Annotated in this window: 14 protein-coding genes; 6 read left to right on the top strand and 8 right to left on the bottom strand. The window is 61.0% G+C overall.

Going from position 1 to position 14,907, the window contains the following annotated elements:
- Positions 1 to 17: 17 nt before the first annotated feature.
- The 3 genes from ACMT3I_RS07355 to ACMT3I_RS07345 form a co-directional block, all read right to left on the bottom strand.
- Complete coding sequence (locus ACMT3I_RS07355) at positions 18 to 506, bottom strand: GNAT family N-acetyltransferase (RefSeq protein WP_414803816.1); 489 nt, start codon at positions 504 to 506, stop codon at positions 18 to 20.
- Positions 503 to 1,519, bottom strand: coding sequence for an LLM class flavin-dependent oxidoreductase (locus ACMT3I_RS07350; protein ID WP_414803815.1), 1,017 nt, complete (start codon positions 1,517 to 1,519; stop codon positions 503 to 505). Before ACMT3I_RS07350 ends, ACMT3I_RS07355 begins: the two co-directional genes overlap by 4 nt.
- 62 nt (positions 1,520 to 1,581) lie before the next feature.
- Positions 1,582 to 1,848: a hypothetical protein gene (locus ACMT3I_RS07345; RefSeq protein WP_414803814.1), complete on the bottom strand. Its 267-nt coding sequence runs from the start codon at positions 1,846 to 1,848 to the stop codon at positions 1,582 to 1,584.
- Positions 1,849 to 1,986: 138 nt separating this feature from the next.
- Between ACMT3I_RS07345 and ACMT3I_RS07340 the strand changes: the two genes are divergently transcribed.
- From ACMT3I_RS07340 to ACMT3I_RS07330, 3 genes are all read left to right on the top strand, one after another.
- Positions 1,987 to 2,964 (top strand): NAD(+)/NADH kinase, encoded by a 978-nt coding sequence (locus tag ACMT3I_RS07340; RefSeq protein WP_414803813.1) that lies wholly within the window; start codon positions 1,987 to 1,989, stop codon positions 2,962 to 2,964.
- 149 nt (positions 2,965 to 3,113) lie between these two features.
- Positions 3,114 to 3,599, top strand: a complete 486-nt coding sequence (locus ACMT3I_RS07335) for a CarD family transcriptional regulator (protein ID WP_414803812.1) — start codon at positions 3,114 to 3,116, stop codon at positions 3,597 to 3,599.
- Positions 3,600 to 3,769: 170 nt separating this feature from the next.
- Complete coding sequence (locus ACMT3I_RS07330; protein WP_414803811.1) at positions 3,770 to 5,089, top strand: threonine/serine ThrE exporter family protein; 1,320 nt, start codon at positions 3,770 to 3,772, stop codon at positions 5,087 to 5,089.
- 46 nt (positions 5,090 to 5,135) lie between these two features.
- Here ACMT3I_RS07330 and ACMT3I_RS07325 read toward each other — a convergent pair whose 3' ends face one another.
- Positions 5,136 to 6,566, bottom strand: a complete 1,431-nt coding sequence (locus ACMT3I_RS07325; RefSeq protein WP_414803810.1) for an MDR family MFS transporter — start codon at positions 6,564 to 6,566, stop codon at positions 5,136 to 5,138.
- Between the two features lie 159 nt (positions 6,567 to 6,725).
- On the opposite strand from ACMT3I_RS07325, the gene ACMT3I_RS07320 reads away from it, so the two are divergent.
- A complete protein-coding gene (locus tag ACMT3I_RS07320) occupies positions 6,726 to 7,973 on the top strand; it encodes a coiled-coil domain-containing protein (protein ID WP_414803809.1) in 1,248 nt (415 codons plus the stop codon).
- 52 nt (positions 7,974 to 8,025) lie between these two features.
- Here ACMT3I_RS07320 and ACMT3I_RS07315 read toward each other — a convergent pair whose 3' ends face one another.
- On the bottom strand, positions 8,026 to 9,105 hold the full coding sequence (locus ACMT3I_RS07315) for an FUSC family protein (protein ID WP_414803808.1): 1,080 nt from the start codon (positions 9,103 to 9,105) through the stop codon (positions 8,026 to 8,028).
- A gap of 120 nt (positions 9,106 to 9,225) precedes the next feature.
- On the opposite strand from ACMT3I_RS07315, the gene ACMT3I_RS07310 reads away from it, so the two are divergent.
- Positions 9,226 to 9,699, top strand: coding sequence for a VOC family protein (locus ACMT3I_RS07310; protein ID WP_414803807.1), 474 nt, complete (start codon positions 9,226 to 9,228; stop codon positions 9,697 to 9,699).
- A gap of 179 nt (positions 9,700 to 9,878) precedes the next feature.
- A complete protein-coding gene (locus ACMT3I_RS07305) occupies positions 9,879 to 12,080 on the top strand; it encodes a transglycosylase domain-containing protein (protein ID WP_414803806.1) in 2,202 nt (733 codons plus the stop codon).
- A 25-nt stretch (positions 12,081 to 12,105) separates the two neighbouring features.
- Here the strand turns inward: ACMT3I_RS07305 and fliW are convergent, their stop codons facing one another.
- Genes fliW through flgK form a run of 3 tightly spaced genes read right to left on the bottom strand, consistent with a single transcriptional unit; the run spans position 12,106 to position 14,906 of the window.
- Positions 12,106 to 12,585, bottom strand: a complete 480-nt coding sequence (fliW, locus tag ACMT3I_RS07300; RefSeq protein ID WP_414803805.1) for a flagellar assembly protein FliW — start codon at positions 12,583 to 12,585, stop codon at positions 12,106 to 12,108.
- Between the two features lie 5 nt (positions 12,586 to 12,590).
- Complete coding sequence (gene flgL, locus ACMT3I_RS07295; protein ID WP_414803804.1) at positions 12,591 to 13,481, bottom strand: flagellar hook-associated protein FlgL; 891 nt, start codon at positions 13,479 to 13,481, stop codon at positions 12,591 to 12,593.
- Between the two features lie 3 nt (positions 13,482 to 13,484).
- On the bottom strand, positions 13,485 to 14,906 hold the full coding sequence (gene flgK / locus ACMT3I_RS07290) for a flagellar hook-associated protein FlgK (RefSeq protein WP_414803803.1): 1,422 nt from the start codon (positions 14,904 to 14,906) through the stop codon (positions 13,485 to 13,487).
- Position 14,907: the final 1 nt, after the last annotated feature.

The following is a 14,907-nucleotide window of genomic DNA, read 5'->3' as shown; positions in this document are numbered from 1 at the left end:
ATTCACACTCCGACAAGTCAGTTGAGCGCGAGACGGTATGACTGCATCGGATAGCCGCCGAGCGGATGCGGGATCTCACCGCCGAATGGGACGAACCCGGCGCGCGTGTACACATCGATTGCGCGAACGTTGTTCGTCCGAACTTCGAGTGTGAGTGATTGGAATCCGCCGAGTCTCGCGTGTGCCACCGCATCGGCAATGAGCGCCGTGCCCACGCCGCTGCCGGCACCGTCTGGGTGCACAGCCAAAAAGTGCAGCAGGGCTTCGGTCGGATCAGGGCGACCAGACTCGACCAACGCGAACCCGGTTCGTCCAGAAGTAATGACGGCGAATCGGATGATCGGATTCTGGAAAGCAGATCGCACCCGCCGTCCCATCGCCTCTACCTCTACGGTTCCGTCCCGTGATTCGAGTGCACGCACCCAAATCTCGGCGCACAGTTCGACATCATCGGGAACCACTCCCGTGCGGATGACGATTGCGTCAGGGGCGTTCACCAACGTCATCTCCATCCCAGTTCAGGCGCGACGTGCCTGACGATGGTTTCAAGCAGCCTCGCGTTGTAGTCAACACCAAGCTGGTTGGGCACTGTCAACAGCACGGTGTCTGCGTCACGCACGGCGGCGTCTTTGCCCAACTCCTCTGCAATCACATCAGGTTCGCCCACGTAGCTCTTGCCGAACCTGGCCAGTGTGCCCTCGAGATAGCCCACCTGGTCGCCGCTGTCACTGGCACGCCCACCGAAGTACGCCCGATCCTGATCGGTGACGATGGGAATCACGCTGCGGCTGACCGAGACTCGGGGTTCGCGTGCCCAACCGGCCTCTGCCCACGCTGCACGGAAGATGGCGATCTGCTCGGCCTGGAGCTCATCGAACGGCACGCCGGTGTCTTCGACGAGCAGCGTCGAGCTCATCAGGTTCATGCCCTGCTCTGCTGTCCATTTAGCCGTCTGGCGGGTACCAGAGCCCCACCAGATGCGGTCGGCAAGGCCGGGGGATTGCGGCTGAACCTGCAGCAGGCCGGGGGAGCGCGTCATCTGCGGGTTCGCCTCGGCCACACCGGCTCCGGCGATGGCAGCGCGAAACACCTCAGTGTGCGCTCGCGCGAGGTCGGCATCGGTCATGTCGTCGGAGGGAACGTGTCCGAACGCCTCAGAGCCGTGCAGTGCCGTTTCGGGTGATCCACGGCTCACGCCGAGCTGCAAACGTCCGTCGCTCAACAGATCGGTGGAAGCCGCCTCTTCTGCCATATAGAGCGGGTTTTCGTACCGCATGTCGATGACTCCGGTGCCGATTTCAATCCGACTCGTGCGTGCGGCCATTGCCGCGAGCAGCGGAAACGGCGACGAGAGCTGATTGGCGAAGTGGTGCACGCGCACGTATGCGCCGTCGATGCCGAGTTCTTCTGCAGCGACGGCAAGCTCGACGCTCTGAATGAGGGCGTCACGTGCAGTCGGGGTCTGCGACCCGCGAACATCTTGCAAATGGCCGAATGAGAGAAATCCGATGCGCTTCACTCCGGTGACAGCGCCGTGGGCTGGCGGAGTATTCCCCGACCCGGTTCGAACTGCACTGGTCTCTAGTCGTAAACCGCCAGGAGCTCCCATTCGCGCCGACCTGGCACTCGTCGCACGTCGAACATCCGAGAGCGGCCCGCCACGTCGGTGCCTTGAAATCGCCACCCGGTAATGGAAGCCGCAGTCGGATGGGTGATCGCGGCGTGGAGGTCGAGGTCGGCACGCATCGGCGTCGGCCTGTCTGTGACCGTGTACCTGACTCCGTCGACCAGGAGACGGACAGGGACGCCGGCTTCGCTCCAGACCGAAATCACGGTCGTCGATGCCATAAACATGTGTGTCCCCTCTTGTTGTCATTCGAACGTGTGTTCGATGGTTAACGAGACTACGGCCCTCGGCGCCGAAGTGCAATATGCGGCCGTCAATGCTCTCGTCACTCTCTCGGTTTGTGCCGATACCCTCCTGTCGTGACCCACCAGGCGAAGACGAACCACCAGAGCGGCATGTCAATCGGGCTCATTGCGCACCCGACGAAAGACGTGAGCGGATCGATCGAGTTGCTGGTGGACTGGCGGAGAACGCACGCTGTGCGAATCGTGGCCCTCGAAGCTGACGCGCAGCGAATCGGTGCCGAGGTCGAGGTGCTCACGAGTGCCCAGTTCGTCGATGAGGTCGACCTGGTGGTCGCGCTCGGCGGTGACGGAACAATGCTGGGTGCCATGCGCACGGTAGCGGGCACATCGATCCCGGTTCTCGGCGTCAATTACGGCAATCTAGGCTTTCTTGTCGAAGTGGAGCCTGATGAGCTGACAACTGCCATAGAGCGGATCATCGCAGCCGACTATTCGGTCGAGGCTCATCATGGGCTCGATGTGAACGTGGTGGCCGGCAGCGAGGGGTTCAACTTCATGGCGTTCAACGACGTGTCGATCGCGCGCGCTCCTGGCGAGGGGATGGTCAATGCCGACCTCGTCGTCGACAGCACTGCGTACGGGTATTTCACCGCAGATGCCCTGGTCGTTGCCACTCCAGCGGGCTCGACCGCATACAACTATGCAGCCGGCGGCCCCGTGCTGTCCCCAGCGGTAACGGCGCTCGTGCTCACTCCCGTTGCGCCAATGTCGGGTATCGCGAGGTCGGTAGTTCTCGGTCCGAAAGAGACGCTTGGCTTTGAAATCGGTGAATCGACGACGCGCGCAGCGATTGAGGTCGACGGGCGCGTGATGACATCGGTGACAGCCGGCGACGCTGTAACGATCTCGCTGGTGGAGAATGCGGCGGGTGTCGTGCGCTTCGATGCTGGCCGGCATGCCCGTAAGGGGCGGCTCAAGCTCAGCCTCTTGGATCTACCCCTGCGAGCCGATCAATTGCGTGAATTGGTGCCGCTCGACGTGCGCAAACGCGATCTGCCGCGCATTCTCGCACAGGATTCACATAAAAAGTAGATAAACTATCAGCATATATCAATGATCTGAGCATGACGTCGATGTATAACGCATACCATGTACTGGTCGCAGTGTTCCTTCAGGAACTCATCGATGGGTAATCTGCGTAGATTCGGCGCCCCATACTCAACAAAAGAAGGAACCATCAATTGATTTTTGAGATCGGGGAAACGCTCGTCTACCCTCACCACGGTGCAGTGACCATCATCGACCTGGAGAAGCGAGTGGTCAACGGTGTCGAGAAGACGTACATGACCCTCAACGCTCACACCAGCGAGTTGACGATCAAACTCCCCATCGACAACGCAGAACTCGTCGGCGTGCGCGACGTGATCGACAGCGCTGGCGTTGAAGAGGTGTACGAGGTTCTGCGTCAGGACGTCGTCGAAGAGGCCAGCAACTGGTCGCGTCGATACAAGTCCAACCAGGAGAAGATGGCAAGCGGTAGCGTCATCCGCATCGGCGAAGTCGTTCGCGACCTGTGGCGCCGCGACCAGGACAGCGGAGTATCCGCTGGCGAGAAGCGCATGCTCCTGAAGGCCAGGCAGGTTCTGATCTCTGAGCTCGCCCTTGCCCTCAAGGCAACCCCCGAGAAGGCGTCAGACGCACTCGATGAGGTTCTCGCCGCTGTCTAGTCTTCACACGATCTAGTCTTCAGAAGAGCCGGGAAGAAGTCATTCTTCCCGGCTCTTTTGTGCCCTCGCGGTGTAACAATGGGCGGACTGCACACATTCGTGAGGGGTGAGCTTGTGGGTTTGGCATCGGTGTTGTCGCGCGGGGCACTAGCTGTCCGACGGCGGAGTGCATGATGCGAGCACCCAGATGGCTGAGTTCGGTTCGTCACGCTGCAGGCAAGGTGTTCAAGCCTGTTCCGGATGTCGTCACGGTGGATGCTCCCGACCAGCACGAAGTTCTCGACATGATCGCCTCGATAGGCGTTGCACTCCTTGATTCCAATTCAGCGACATCAGAGGTGATCTCGACGCTGGTTGATATCGCCGGGGCATACAAGCTCGGCGACATTCAGATCGTGGTGTTTCCGACAGCCGTCATTGTTCAGCACACCGGCGGCGACTACCGCGCGGAGATCAAGGCCACAGACGGATCCGCTGTGCGTCTCGACCAGATCGGGGCACTTGACGAACTCACCAAACAAGCCAGACTCGGCACCATCGCTCCGTCCGACCTGATGGAATCGCTTCGAAACGTTCTGCAGTCGAAACCGAGGTTCGGTCCATGGCTAATGGTGCTCGGCCACACAATCCTGACGCTGGGGTTCGGGTTCATGTTGAACCCCACACTCAACGCACTGCCCATTTACATCGGCCTCGGTCTCGCTGTCGGCGCTCTCATCCTGCTCGGACAGAAGATACCGACCCTCGCTGTCGCGATGCCCGTCTTTGCCGCGTTCACCGCAACGGCCCTCACGGCGTTGTTCTTCGCCGATTGGGCAGGCGAGTCTCCGCTGCGGGTGATTACCCCTGCCCTCATCTCGTTCCTCCCCGGCATGCTGCTCACCGTTGCGGCAATCGAGCTCACCACCGGCCAGGTCATTTCTGGCGCAACGCGCCTGGTGTACGGCACCGCGCAATTGGTATTGCTTGCCTTCGGTGTTGCTGCTGGGTTTGCGATAGTGGGCACCATTCCAGCTCACGAAGCAACGGCGAACAACCTGGGCGTGTGGACGCCGCTCGTGGGTATCACGCTCCTCGCTATCGGGTACACGCTGTTCTTTTCTGCTCCCAAGGGCGCGTCGGTGTGGCTCCTGCTCAGTCTGCTCGTCACTTACAGCGCTCAGAGCATCGGGACGGTGATCATCGGTGCCGAGCTGTCGAGTTTCGTCGGAGCTCTGGTCGTGATCCCGTTCGCGCGGCTCGCATCCCGTTTCAAGACAGCGCCGCCTGCTGCAGTCCTCACGCTCGCGTCGTACTGGATTCTGGTGCCAGGCGCCCTCGGGTTCCTCAGCCTCGACGCGGCAAAGACAAGCGCAGCACAGAGCCTTCAGGGCCTGATTTCAACGGGGCTGTCGATGTTCGCCATCGCGCTCGGCATCCTGGTCAGCAACGCAATCACCGAGAACGTCATATCGGTGGCCAAACGACGTCGGCTCAGAGCAGGAGCATAGAGTCCGCATGGTTTCATCTATCTGAACAGATGAACCAGCTCACCGTTCATTCGGATGCCACATGCTCGACGTCTTCTACTCGAGCATGTGGCATCGCCAGTCCGGCGATCACCGTGAGTACTGCGCAGATCAATACGGCGATGAAGACGCTGGTGCCCGCCTGGGTCACGAGCGCCGGGGTGCGCTGACCATTCACCTCCGACGCGAAGATCGCGTTGGCGATCGCGCCGAAGATCGCGACGCCGACGGCGCTGCCGATCGATCTGGCAAACATATTCGTGCCGGTGACTACGCCTCGTTCATTCCACTGCACACTCGACTGCGCCGCAATCAGGCTCGGCGTGGCCACCAGGCCGAGGCCGAGGCCGATGACGAAGCAGGCAGCGGCGACGACGGGGAGCATGGGTGTGGATGCGAAGATCACCAGGATCACGGCACCGACAATGGCGAATACGAGGCCGAGAAGCACCGTGCTGCGAAAACCAATGCGTAGGTAAAAGCGGCCAGACAGCGAAGCCGAGATCGGCCAGCCGATGGTCAATGCTGCAAGCGCGAGGCCAGAAATCAGGGGGCTGACACCGAGTGCACCCTCAAGGTATGTCGGAACGTATGAGGTCAGCCCGATCAAGATGGCTCCGACACCGAGCGCCACACCGGTCGTCGTCAGGAGTAGCCGGCGCGAGAAGACCCAGAGCGGAAGGATCGGCTCGGGAGCGCGGCGTTCTACGGCAAGGAATGCACCGATTGCCAGTGCGCCGAATGCAAACGCGATGATGCTCTGCGGGGACGACCATGACCAGGCCTGTCCGCCTTCGAGTACCGCGAGGATCAAGGAAGTAAGTCCGAGCGTGAGCAGGATTGCGCCGGCATAGTCGACCTGGTGCGAGCGATGCTCGACCTTTTCGTGGAAGTGACGGATGAGCATCCAGCCGGCGAGCAGACACAGCGGAATGTTGACGAGGAAAATCCAGCGCCACGAGAGGAACTCAGAGAATACGCCGCCGAGCGTCGGTCCGACCACTGAAGACACTGCCCACACGCTGGCGAGGTATCCCTGAGTCTTTGCGCGCTCCGCGACGGTGTAGATGTCGCCGGCGATGGTGATCGCCATCGGTTGCACTGCGCCGGCGCCGAGGCCCTGAATTGCGCGGAACGCGATCAGGGCAGGCATGCTCCACGCGAATGCACACAAGACTGATCCAAGCAGGAACAATGCGATACCGAGCAGGATGATGGGCTTGCGTCCCACAGTGTCAGCGAGCTTCGCGTAGACCGGGACCGTGACCGCCTGCGCGAGCAGGTAGACGGAGAAGAGCCAAGGGAACAGGGCGAACCCACCCAGATCGCTGACGATCGACGGCACCGCCGTTGCCAGGATCGTCGAGTCGATGGCGACGAGGCCAGTCGTCAGCATCAGCGAAATGAGGATTGGACCGCGCTCCGAACGAAAGCCAACACCGGTGCTGTGAAGTGACATGTTTCCTTACCGAGATTTCTGGAGCCGAGCCGCGTGTGACGCCCGTTCTACGGTAGAGCAGGTGGTGAGCGAAATCCGCTCGATTCGCTGGTTGCAGGCGCGTACTCCCTGAGGTCGTCGACGGCTTACGTAGACTCGCAAGTCGGAAGGCGGCGACACATGCGCGGAAAATCACGGTTGCGAGGCGGAACAATCCTTGCCATCGTGCTCATCGCTGCGTGCGTTTCGGGCTCGGCGCCACGGGTGGCTTTTGCCGAGGATTATCCGTCTTGGGCTGAGGTCGAAGCAGCACGAAAAAGTACTGCAGCCACACAGAAGCAACTGGGGCGCATCGATGCGGCACTGGCGACCCTTGAATCACGGGCTGGCGAGTTGGCCGATCAGGCCATTGCTGCCAGTGGGGCGGCATCGAGCGCGCGCGCGGCGCTGTCCGGCGCGACGACCAGAGCAGCGACGATCCAATCGCAGCTGGACGTTGCAACTATCAAGGCAGAAGCGGCCACTACTCAGCTCGGACGTTTGGGTGCGCAGTTGTACCGCTCGGGAGCGGGCGAACTCGTATACCGAATGCTTCTGTCCAACGATCCCGACAGCGATCTGCTCTATGAACTCAGCGTTTCGACCCGGCTTAGCCAGACAACTCGTGGAGTCGAGGAGCGTGCGCTTGCCGAACAGAACCTAGTTGGCCAGCTGGGAGAGCAGGCGAATGCCGCTATTAAGGAACGCGATCGACTCGCCACCACAGCGCAGAACCGGGCAGACGAAGCAGTCATTGCTCAGCAGGCAGCTGATGCCGAAGTCGCCACGCAGCAGGCGGCATCCGATGTTCTCTTTGCTCAACTTGCGACCCTGAAGAACTCAACGGCCGAAACCGAACGCTCGTATCGTGTCGGGGTGGCAGAGGCCGAGGCTTTCGCTGCCCAGCAGGCTGCTGCCGCAGCGAAAGCCGCGGCAGACAAGGCGGCGGCGGATGCTGCGGCCGGCGGTTCTGGCGGCAGCGGTAGCGCGGGTGGTTCGGGCAACTCAGGGAACTCAGGGAACTCAGGGAACTCAGGCGACTCCGGCAATGGAACTGCAGCACCTCCGGCAGGAATGATCGTTGATCCGGCCGGTGCCAGAGCGTATGCCGCGACGGCCGTTTCGGCGCGCGGTTGGGGCACTGAGCAGTACAGCTGCCTGGTCTCATTGTGGAATCGGGAATCTGGATGGCGTGCGGACGCCTACAACGCAAGCAGTGGCGCATACGGTATTCCACAGTCGTTGCCCGGAAGCAAGATGTCATCTGCAGGTTCAGACTGGCGGACCAGTGCCTCAACCCAGATCAATTGGGGCCTCAGCTATATTGCGTCCCGCTACGCGAACCCATGTGGTGCGTGGGCACATTCTGAAAGCGTCAACTGGTACTAGGCGCTCAGCTTCTTCCCCCGACGGACGCAGGGGCGAATTGCCACCCCAGGGCCTATTCAGTCGCGATCGGCGCGTCAGGCAACTTTTCTCGTCTCGCGACTGCGACGGAGATCAGCTGCCCGGCTCCAATGACCAGAAGGATCAGCACCCCGGCAACGAGCGTGTAGGCGACCCGCTCCAGGTCAGTGTCGAAGACGCTGGTGCTGTTGCCTGACGAGTTGATCAGCACGATGGTCGGGGTGATCACTGCGGACATCACGTAATACGGCTTCCCGGTCAGGACGACCCAGAGCATCGCGAACCCGAACACGGCACCGGCGAGCTGCAGAATCAAAGGGTTATGCACAAGCACGGCGAGGAGGGCAGCAGCCAGTCCACCCGCAATGGTGCCGAGGCTCCGATGCCAGACACGCTGCGTCGTCGTTGAGTAGTCTGCCTTCACCACGAGCAGTATGGTCAGCAGCACCCAGCCTGCGTGGGTATTGAAGAACCACGTCATAGCCACAGCTGTTGAGAAACCGAGCAGGATGGCGAGGGCAACTCCGAAGGCGAACGCATCCCGGCCACCGACATGAGCCGCTGACTTGACCGGCATCCCCTTCATGAGGGTGCGGGACAGCAGGAGTCCCCACAACCCACCGAACAGCGCGAGCAGTGCCGGGTACCAGAGTTGTATTGACTCTGATGCCCCGCTGATATCCACATGTGGCGGGTTCGACGTCACCAGCAGGCCGGCAATGACACCGACGTACATGAGTGGGCCGTTCCATCCGCGCACTGAACTGAGTGCGATGATGACCGCCAGCAGGATCATGAGCAGCGTGCCAGACATCACGGACTGGCTGGACAGGATAGCCACGGGCACGACGAGTGCATTCGCGAAGACCGCCAACACGCCTACGCCGATATGGAGCGAGCGACTGAGCATGGCCGGCATCGTTCCGAGGAAATAGAGGTAGGCCTCGTGCTTGAGTGGGGTGAGCACGATGATGATCATGGGAAGTATGATCAGCACGATCAAGATGCCAAGACGGATGCCGAATCCTTTGGGCATCGTCCCAGCAGCAGGCGTGGGCTGCGGTCCAGCGCTCTGCGCATCCGCTGCAGTACTGCCACTTGTTGAGGCCGACATGCGATGAGCCTAAGTCGCAACGCGTCAGTGGGGAAGGCGGCGAATACGCTGGGCTGACGCGCACCAGGTGGGTACTCTGAGGATTATTCAGGCTGTTTCGCCGAAAGAGGAGTAGATCCCATGCAGAAGATCAGCCCATTCCTGTGGTTCGACCACCAGGCCGAAGAAGCGGCTTTGTTCTATATTTCGGTCTTTCCGCGTTCGGAGATGATCAACGTTTCGCGGTATGGAGAAGGGGCACCGCTTCCGGCCGGGACAGTCATGTCGGTGTCGTTCGTCCTGGACGGAGTTGAGTTCTTCGCCCTGAACGGTGGGCCGATGCACACCTTCTCTGAAGCGATTTCGTTTTACGTGACAGCCGAGAACCAACAGGAGATCGATGCCTATTGGGATGCGCTCACCGCAGAAGGTGAGCCAGGGCAATGCGGTTGGCTGAAGGACAAGTTCGGGCTGTCGTGGCAAATCGTCCCGCCGATCCTCAGCGAGTTACTCGGCGACAGAGACCAGGAGAGGGCTGGACGAGTAATGCAGGCCATGCTCGGCATGACGAAGATAGACATTGCTGGGCTGCACGCGGCGTACGAAGCGCCGTGACTGAATCCAATGCTGGTGCACCGCTGGTAGTCGATTCTCGTTCCTGCTAAACGTCACAGACCTCTGGACTTCCAGCACAGAGTGAGGTGAGATTAAAGCTCGACTCAGACGGGGATCTGACGTACGGAAACCCCCATCGGGCCGTGGCTCACGGACGATAATGCTGGGGGGTGGTGAGCTTGAGCACCACGGACGCGAATGGTTCTGAAACTGAAGAGGGCGGCCCCATAAAACCGGCTGGCCACAACTTCATGGGTGTTGTCGGTGGGTTGCTTGGCCTGGTTGCGATGAGCGCGGCGGCGGGGCTGCTGGTCGCACTCGGGGTGACTCCCAGCATCGCCGTTACCGGTATGGCAGCCACGAACACCATCAGTATTTTCGAAAATCTCCCCGACTACGTCGCGATAGGGCCGCTGGCGCAGCGCAGCAATATCTACGCGACAAAAACCGATGGCACCCCGGTGCTGCTGGCATCGTTCTACGACCAGAATCGTGAAGAAGTCGGCTGGGATGCCATCAGTCAGTACGTCAAGGATGCGGCGATCGCGGGAGAGGACCCGAGGTTCTACGACCACGGTGGCATCGATCTTCAGGGCACGTTGAGGGCAATCACCATGACCGCGGCCGGCCGCGACACTCAGGGGGGCTCGTCGATCACTCAGCAGTACGTGAAGAACGTGTTGGTGCAGAAATGCGAGGAGCTCAGCGACGAGAAGGCGCAAACCAAATGCTATGACGCTGCGACGGTGGCGACCCCCGACCGCAAGCTGCGAGAGATGAGACTGGCTATCGGTGTCGAGAAGAAATATGGCAAAGACGACATCCTGCGTCAGTACCTGAATATTGCCGGTTTCGGCGGTCGGGTCTACGGCATCGAAGCCGCGGCGAACTACTACTACAGCACAACGGCTTCAGCACTGACGCTGCCGCAGGCTGCGAGCTTGATGGCCATCGTGAACAATCCGGCGAAGTTTGAGATCGACGAGCCGAACAGCGAGACAAACGGTGCCGCGAACGGCTATAAGACCAATGTTGACCGCCGCAACTACATCCTCGACCAGATGCTGAAGTACGGAAAGATCACCGCGGCCGACCATGACGCCGCTGTTTCCGCCCCGGTGCAGCCAGTGATCAACGAACCAAGCACCGGATGCCAGACCGCACTCGCTAACGCATTCTTCTGTGATTACGTCACCTGGATCTTGAAGACAGACCCGACATTCGGTGCCGACGCCGACACCCGCATCCTCAACTTCAAACGGGGCGGCTACAACGTGTACACCACGCTCGACCTCGACCTGCAGGCGGCAGCGGTGAACGCGCTGAACGCCAACGTTCCGAAGAGCTACCCGGGTTGGGATGTCGGAGCCATGGTTTCGAGCGTGCACGTCGGTACCGGACGTGTGTTGGCGATGGCGCAAAACAAGGACTACAGCCAGGATCCCGATGTCATTGCGACCGGCCCCAATTACTCGAGCGTCAACTACAACACCGACTACGACGAAGGTGGTTCGAGCGGATTCCAGCCCGGTTCGACATACAAGGTGTTCACGCTCGCCGAGTGGCTGAAAGAGGGTCACTCGCTGGGAGAACGTGTCGACTCGGCACCGAGAGCGAATTGGGGAACCTTCAGGGACAGCTGCCTCGGCCCGCAGAACTACAACCGAGAGGGCTGGAACCCGAAGAACGATGCGAACGAGTCAGGGGGCAACTACTCGGCCCTCGAGTCCACCATCCACTCGATCAACACCGGCTATATCGGCATGGCAAAGCAACTCGACCTCTGCGGAATCAGAAAAACCGCAGAAGCATTTGGCGTGCATCGCGCAGATGGTAAACCGCTGGTGCAAAGTGCATCCTCCGTCATCGGGATCAACGAAATAGCACCGCTGACGATGGCCGTTGCGTTTGCAGGAATCGCCAACAACGGGATCACGTGCACTGCTATCGCGATCGACCGCATCGTCGCGGCTGACGGCACAGAACTTCCCGTGCCGAAGTCGACGTGTACCCAGTCGGTACCGCCGCAAGTGGCGGCCACCATGGACTATGCGCTTCAACTTGTCATGTCGAGCGGAACCGCCACCCAGTCATATCAAGCAACATCACCGCGGGTGCCGATGATTGGAAAGACGGGAACGACCGATGGTGCTAAAGACACCTGGATGAGCGGTGCAAGCAGTGAGGTCGCCACCGTCGTCGGGGTCGCTGCCATCAGTGGATCGGCAAACCAGCGCGTCTCGTACTTCGACAGTGGGCAAGCGGCCACTGCACGTCACCGGATCTGGCCCCAGATTATGTCAGTGGCGAATGCAAAATATGGCGGCAATCAATTCCCAGGCGGTGTGCCGAGCGCGCCTACAGACGATGAGGACCAATGACGCATCGCTACTACCCTGCAGGGAGTTATCGTCCTGCGCCGATCAGAGCGCGCAGCGGAAAGTCCTGACCCTCCAGAATCACCTGCGAGCTGATGCCGGTCGTTGAATTGACGACGATCGGCGCGATCAGGTTCGCCGTTGTCCCATCGGGGCCGGCGTTGACGACGACAAAGATCAACGCATCTTCCGGGGCGTGGATCGACAGTGCAGTGCAGTGCTCGTCGGAGATCACGGGGGAGTAGTCGGAGAAGTGCGCAGCGGGGTCGATGACGAACAACCGCGTTGCAGCATCGAGCGTCGCGGTCATCGTATAGAGACCTGCCGCGTTTTCGACGGGGAGCAGCGTGAAGTCAACCAGCGGATCGAGTCCGGGCAGCGGGGCGGCGAATCGTAACGCGACACTGTTGTCTTCGATGCCGTGCTTCGCCGGGTGATGGCTTGCGCGGTCGGAGTGATTGCTCTGCAACGGGTCGTGGTCGAGGTGTCTGGCTGTGGCTGGGTGCATGATACTCAATTCAGGAAGTCCATCAGTGTGGGCTGGAGGACGCCGGCAGTGACCTGGAGCGAAGCCTGGTAGTTGACCTGAGCTTGCTTGAGTTCGAGGATGACCTTTCCGAGGTCGACGTCTTCGATGCTCGATCGCTGGTTCTCCAGCGTGGTTGCACTGCTCACCAGCGTCTCCTGTGCTTTCAAAATCTGCGTCTGCCGTGCTCCGACATCCGCTTGTTGGTTGGTGACGGTCTTCATGCGTGAATCGATCTCTGTGAGTCTGCTGCCCACGTTGACGCCTGCGCGCAGATCGCCGACGATGTTGTCAACGAGCGAGAAGATTGAGGTCGCGCCTGTGCCGAATACGGCCGCGCCATCGGAATCTACGCGGACGGTAGAGTTTCCGGCGACGCGTCGTTCAACCGCTGAGCCGGTGCCCGTGTACGTGAGAACGCCGGCCACGTCGACGAACGCTGCCCCTGCATCTGAGTTGCCGGCGTAGACGCTTCGGCCGAGGTACTCGGAGTTGGCTTCCTTCAGCAGATCGGAGCGCAAGCCCTCAAGCTCGACCGCAATGGCTTCTTTGGCGGTCGGCGACATCGAGCCATCGTTCGCCCCCTGCACAGTGAGGTCTCTCACGCGGTTCATGATCGTGGTGACAGACGCGAGCGACGCATCGATGGTCGTCAGCCAGTTGTTTCCGTTGGCTGCATTGCGGGTGTACTGGCTGGTTGCGCGCTGTTCGCCCCTGACAGCCATGGCCGTCGTCGTACCCGTCGGGTCATCTGACGGCTTGCTGATGAGCTTCTGTGACGTGGCCTGATCTTGCAGCTTGGCCATGTTCGACAGATTGGCCTGCAGGTTGCGCTGGGCAGTGCGCATCAGGGCGCTGTTGGTGACGCGTGAAATCATCGACTATCTCCCTACGATTCCGGTGCGATTGATCAGGGTATCGAGCATCTCGTCGATCGCAGTGATCACTCTGGCCGCGCCCTGATAAGCGTGCTGGTACGTCAGCAGGCTGACGTTCTCTTCATCAAGGTCGACTGCAGCGCTCGACAGCTGGTTGCCCACCGCGGCAACGGATGCGATGTCGGCGAGTTTCGCTTGGGTGAGTGCGGTCTTGCTCGCGACAGCAATCGACGACACCGTCGCCGACCACAGCTTGTCGGGGGAGCCGGCCTTGGTGCCGATCTGGCCGATGGCGCCGGCGATCGAACCGTTGAGTCCACCGGTGCCCGGCGCTCTGGATGCGATCTCTGCTGCGCTTGTGGGGATCACGATGATTCCCTGGGCAGGGGAGCCCGCGCCGAGCTGGAAGAAGTCGTGTCCGGTCGTACCGTCAGCTGCTGCACCGGTCTGGTGCACTGCGTTGACCTGCGTCACCAGGGCCGTCGCCAATGCGTCGTAAGACGCGGCGGCTTCAGCCAACGCGCCGCCGGTGCCCGCAGGCGTGCTCGGCGCAAGCACGGCAAGTGAACCGGCGATCTCTCCGCCGTCGACAGCGACTGCAACGCCGGGGCGTCTGGCCCACTCGACCTGCACCGGGGTTCCGGCTGCACCGGCGAGACTGGCTGAACCGGTGAGTACCAGCTCCTGTGCGGTCGTTCCGGTTACCAGCGGATTTCCGCCGACCAGGACGTCCACTGTGCCATTCGGAAGTTCCCTGACAGTGCCGCCGGTGAGGGCAGCAAGCGTTGTCGTGAGAAGACTTCTAGCATCAAGCAACTCGTTGGCGGATTCTCCGGCGTTCAGTGCCGAGCGGATCCGGCCATTCAGGTCAGCCACCTGCGCAGCAGCGCTGTTGACTTCAGTGACCATCCCGCTGAGATCGGAGCGGACGGTGCTCCACTGGTTCGATACCGACTGGTGGCCGGCTGCGATTGTCGACGCGAGCGTCTTGGCAGCACTCAGCAACAGCCCGGCAGGTGCTGACTCTCCTGCATCGTTGGCGAGGTCACCCCACGCAGCCCAGAAATCTGACAGCTGGGTGGAGATGCCGTTCGCTCCTGGCTCGTTCAGCGACGTTTCAAGGGCATTCAGCGCGTTCGCACGCACCGCGGTATACCCGACAGACCCGGCAGTCGTTCGAACCTGGGCATCAAGTGACGAGTTGCCGAGTCGAGCGATGCCGTCAAATGTCACTCCCTGGCCGGGACGGACACCGTTGCTGAACATTCCGGTGGAGGCCAACGGGGCAGTGGCAGACGTCGAGAGCCGCTGACGCGTGTATCCAACGGTGTCGGCATTCGCGACATTCTGTCCGACGACGTCGAAACCCTGCTTGGCAGCCAGCAGGCCGGTGTACGCGGTATTCAATCCGCTGAATGTGCTCATC

This window comes from Leifsonia sp. A12D58 (assembly GCF_047530025.1).
In the GTDB taxonomy this organism is placed as follows: Bacteria; Actinomycetota; Actinomycetes; order Actinomycetales; family Microbacteriaceae; genus Cryobacterium.
This window is presented reverse-complemented; position numbering and strand designations above follow the sequence as displayed.

Excerpts from the sequence above, each read along its gene's own strand:
- ACMT3I_RS07355 (WP_414803816.1), bottom strand. The coding sequence starts at position 506 with ATGACGTTGGTGAACGCCCCTGACGCAATCGTCATCCGCACGGGAGTG.
- ACMT3I_RS07345 (WP_414803814.1), bottom strand. The coding sequence starts at position 1,848 with ATGGCATCGACGACCGTGATTTCGGTCTGGAGCGAAGCCGGCGTCCCT.
- ACMT3I_RS07330 (WP_414803811.1), top strand. The coding sequence starts at position 3,770 with ATGATGCGAGCACCCAGATGGCTGAGTTCGGTTCGTCACGCTGCAGGC.
- ACMT3I_RS07325 (WP_414803810.1), bottom strand. The coding sequence starts at position 6,566 with ATGTCACTTCACAGCACCGGTGTTGGCTTTCGTTCGGAGCGCGGTCCA.
- ACMT3I_RS07320 (WP_414803809.1), top strand. The coding sequence starts at position 6,726 with ATGCGCGGAAAATCACGGTTGCGAGGCGGAACAATCCTTGCCATCGTG.
- ACMT3I_RS07315 (WP_414803808.1), bottom strand. The coding sequence starts at position 9,105 with ATGTCGGCCTCAACAAGTGGCAGTACTGCAGCGGATGCGCAGAGCGCT.
- ACMT3I_RS07310 (WP_414803807.1), top strand. The coding sequence starts at position 9,226 with ATGCAGAAGATCAGCCCATTCCTGTGGTTCGACCACCAGGCCGAAGAA.
- fliW (WP_414803805.1), bottom strand. The coding sequence starts at position 12,585 with ATGCACCCAGCCACAGCCAGACACCTCGACCACGACCCGTTGCAGAGC.
- flgL (WP_414803804.1), bottom strand. The coding sequence starts at position 13,481 with ATGATTTCACGCGTCACCAACAGCGCCCTGATGCGCACTGCCCAGCGC.
- flgK (WP_414803803.1), bottom strand. The coding sequence starts at position 14,906 with ATGAGCACATTCAGCGGATTGAATACCGCGTACACCGGCCTGCTGGCT.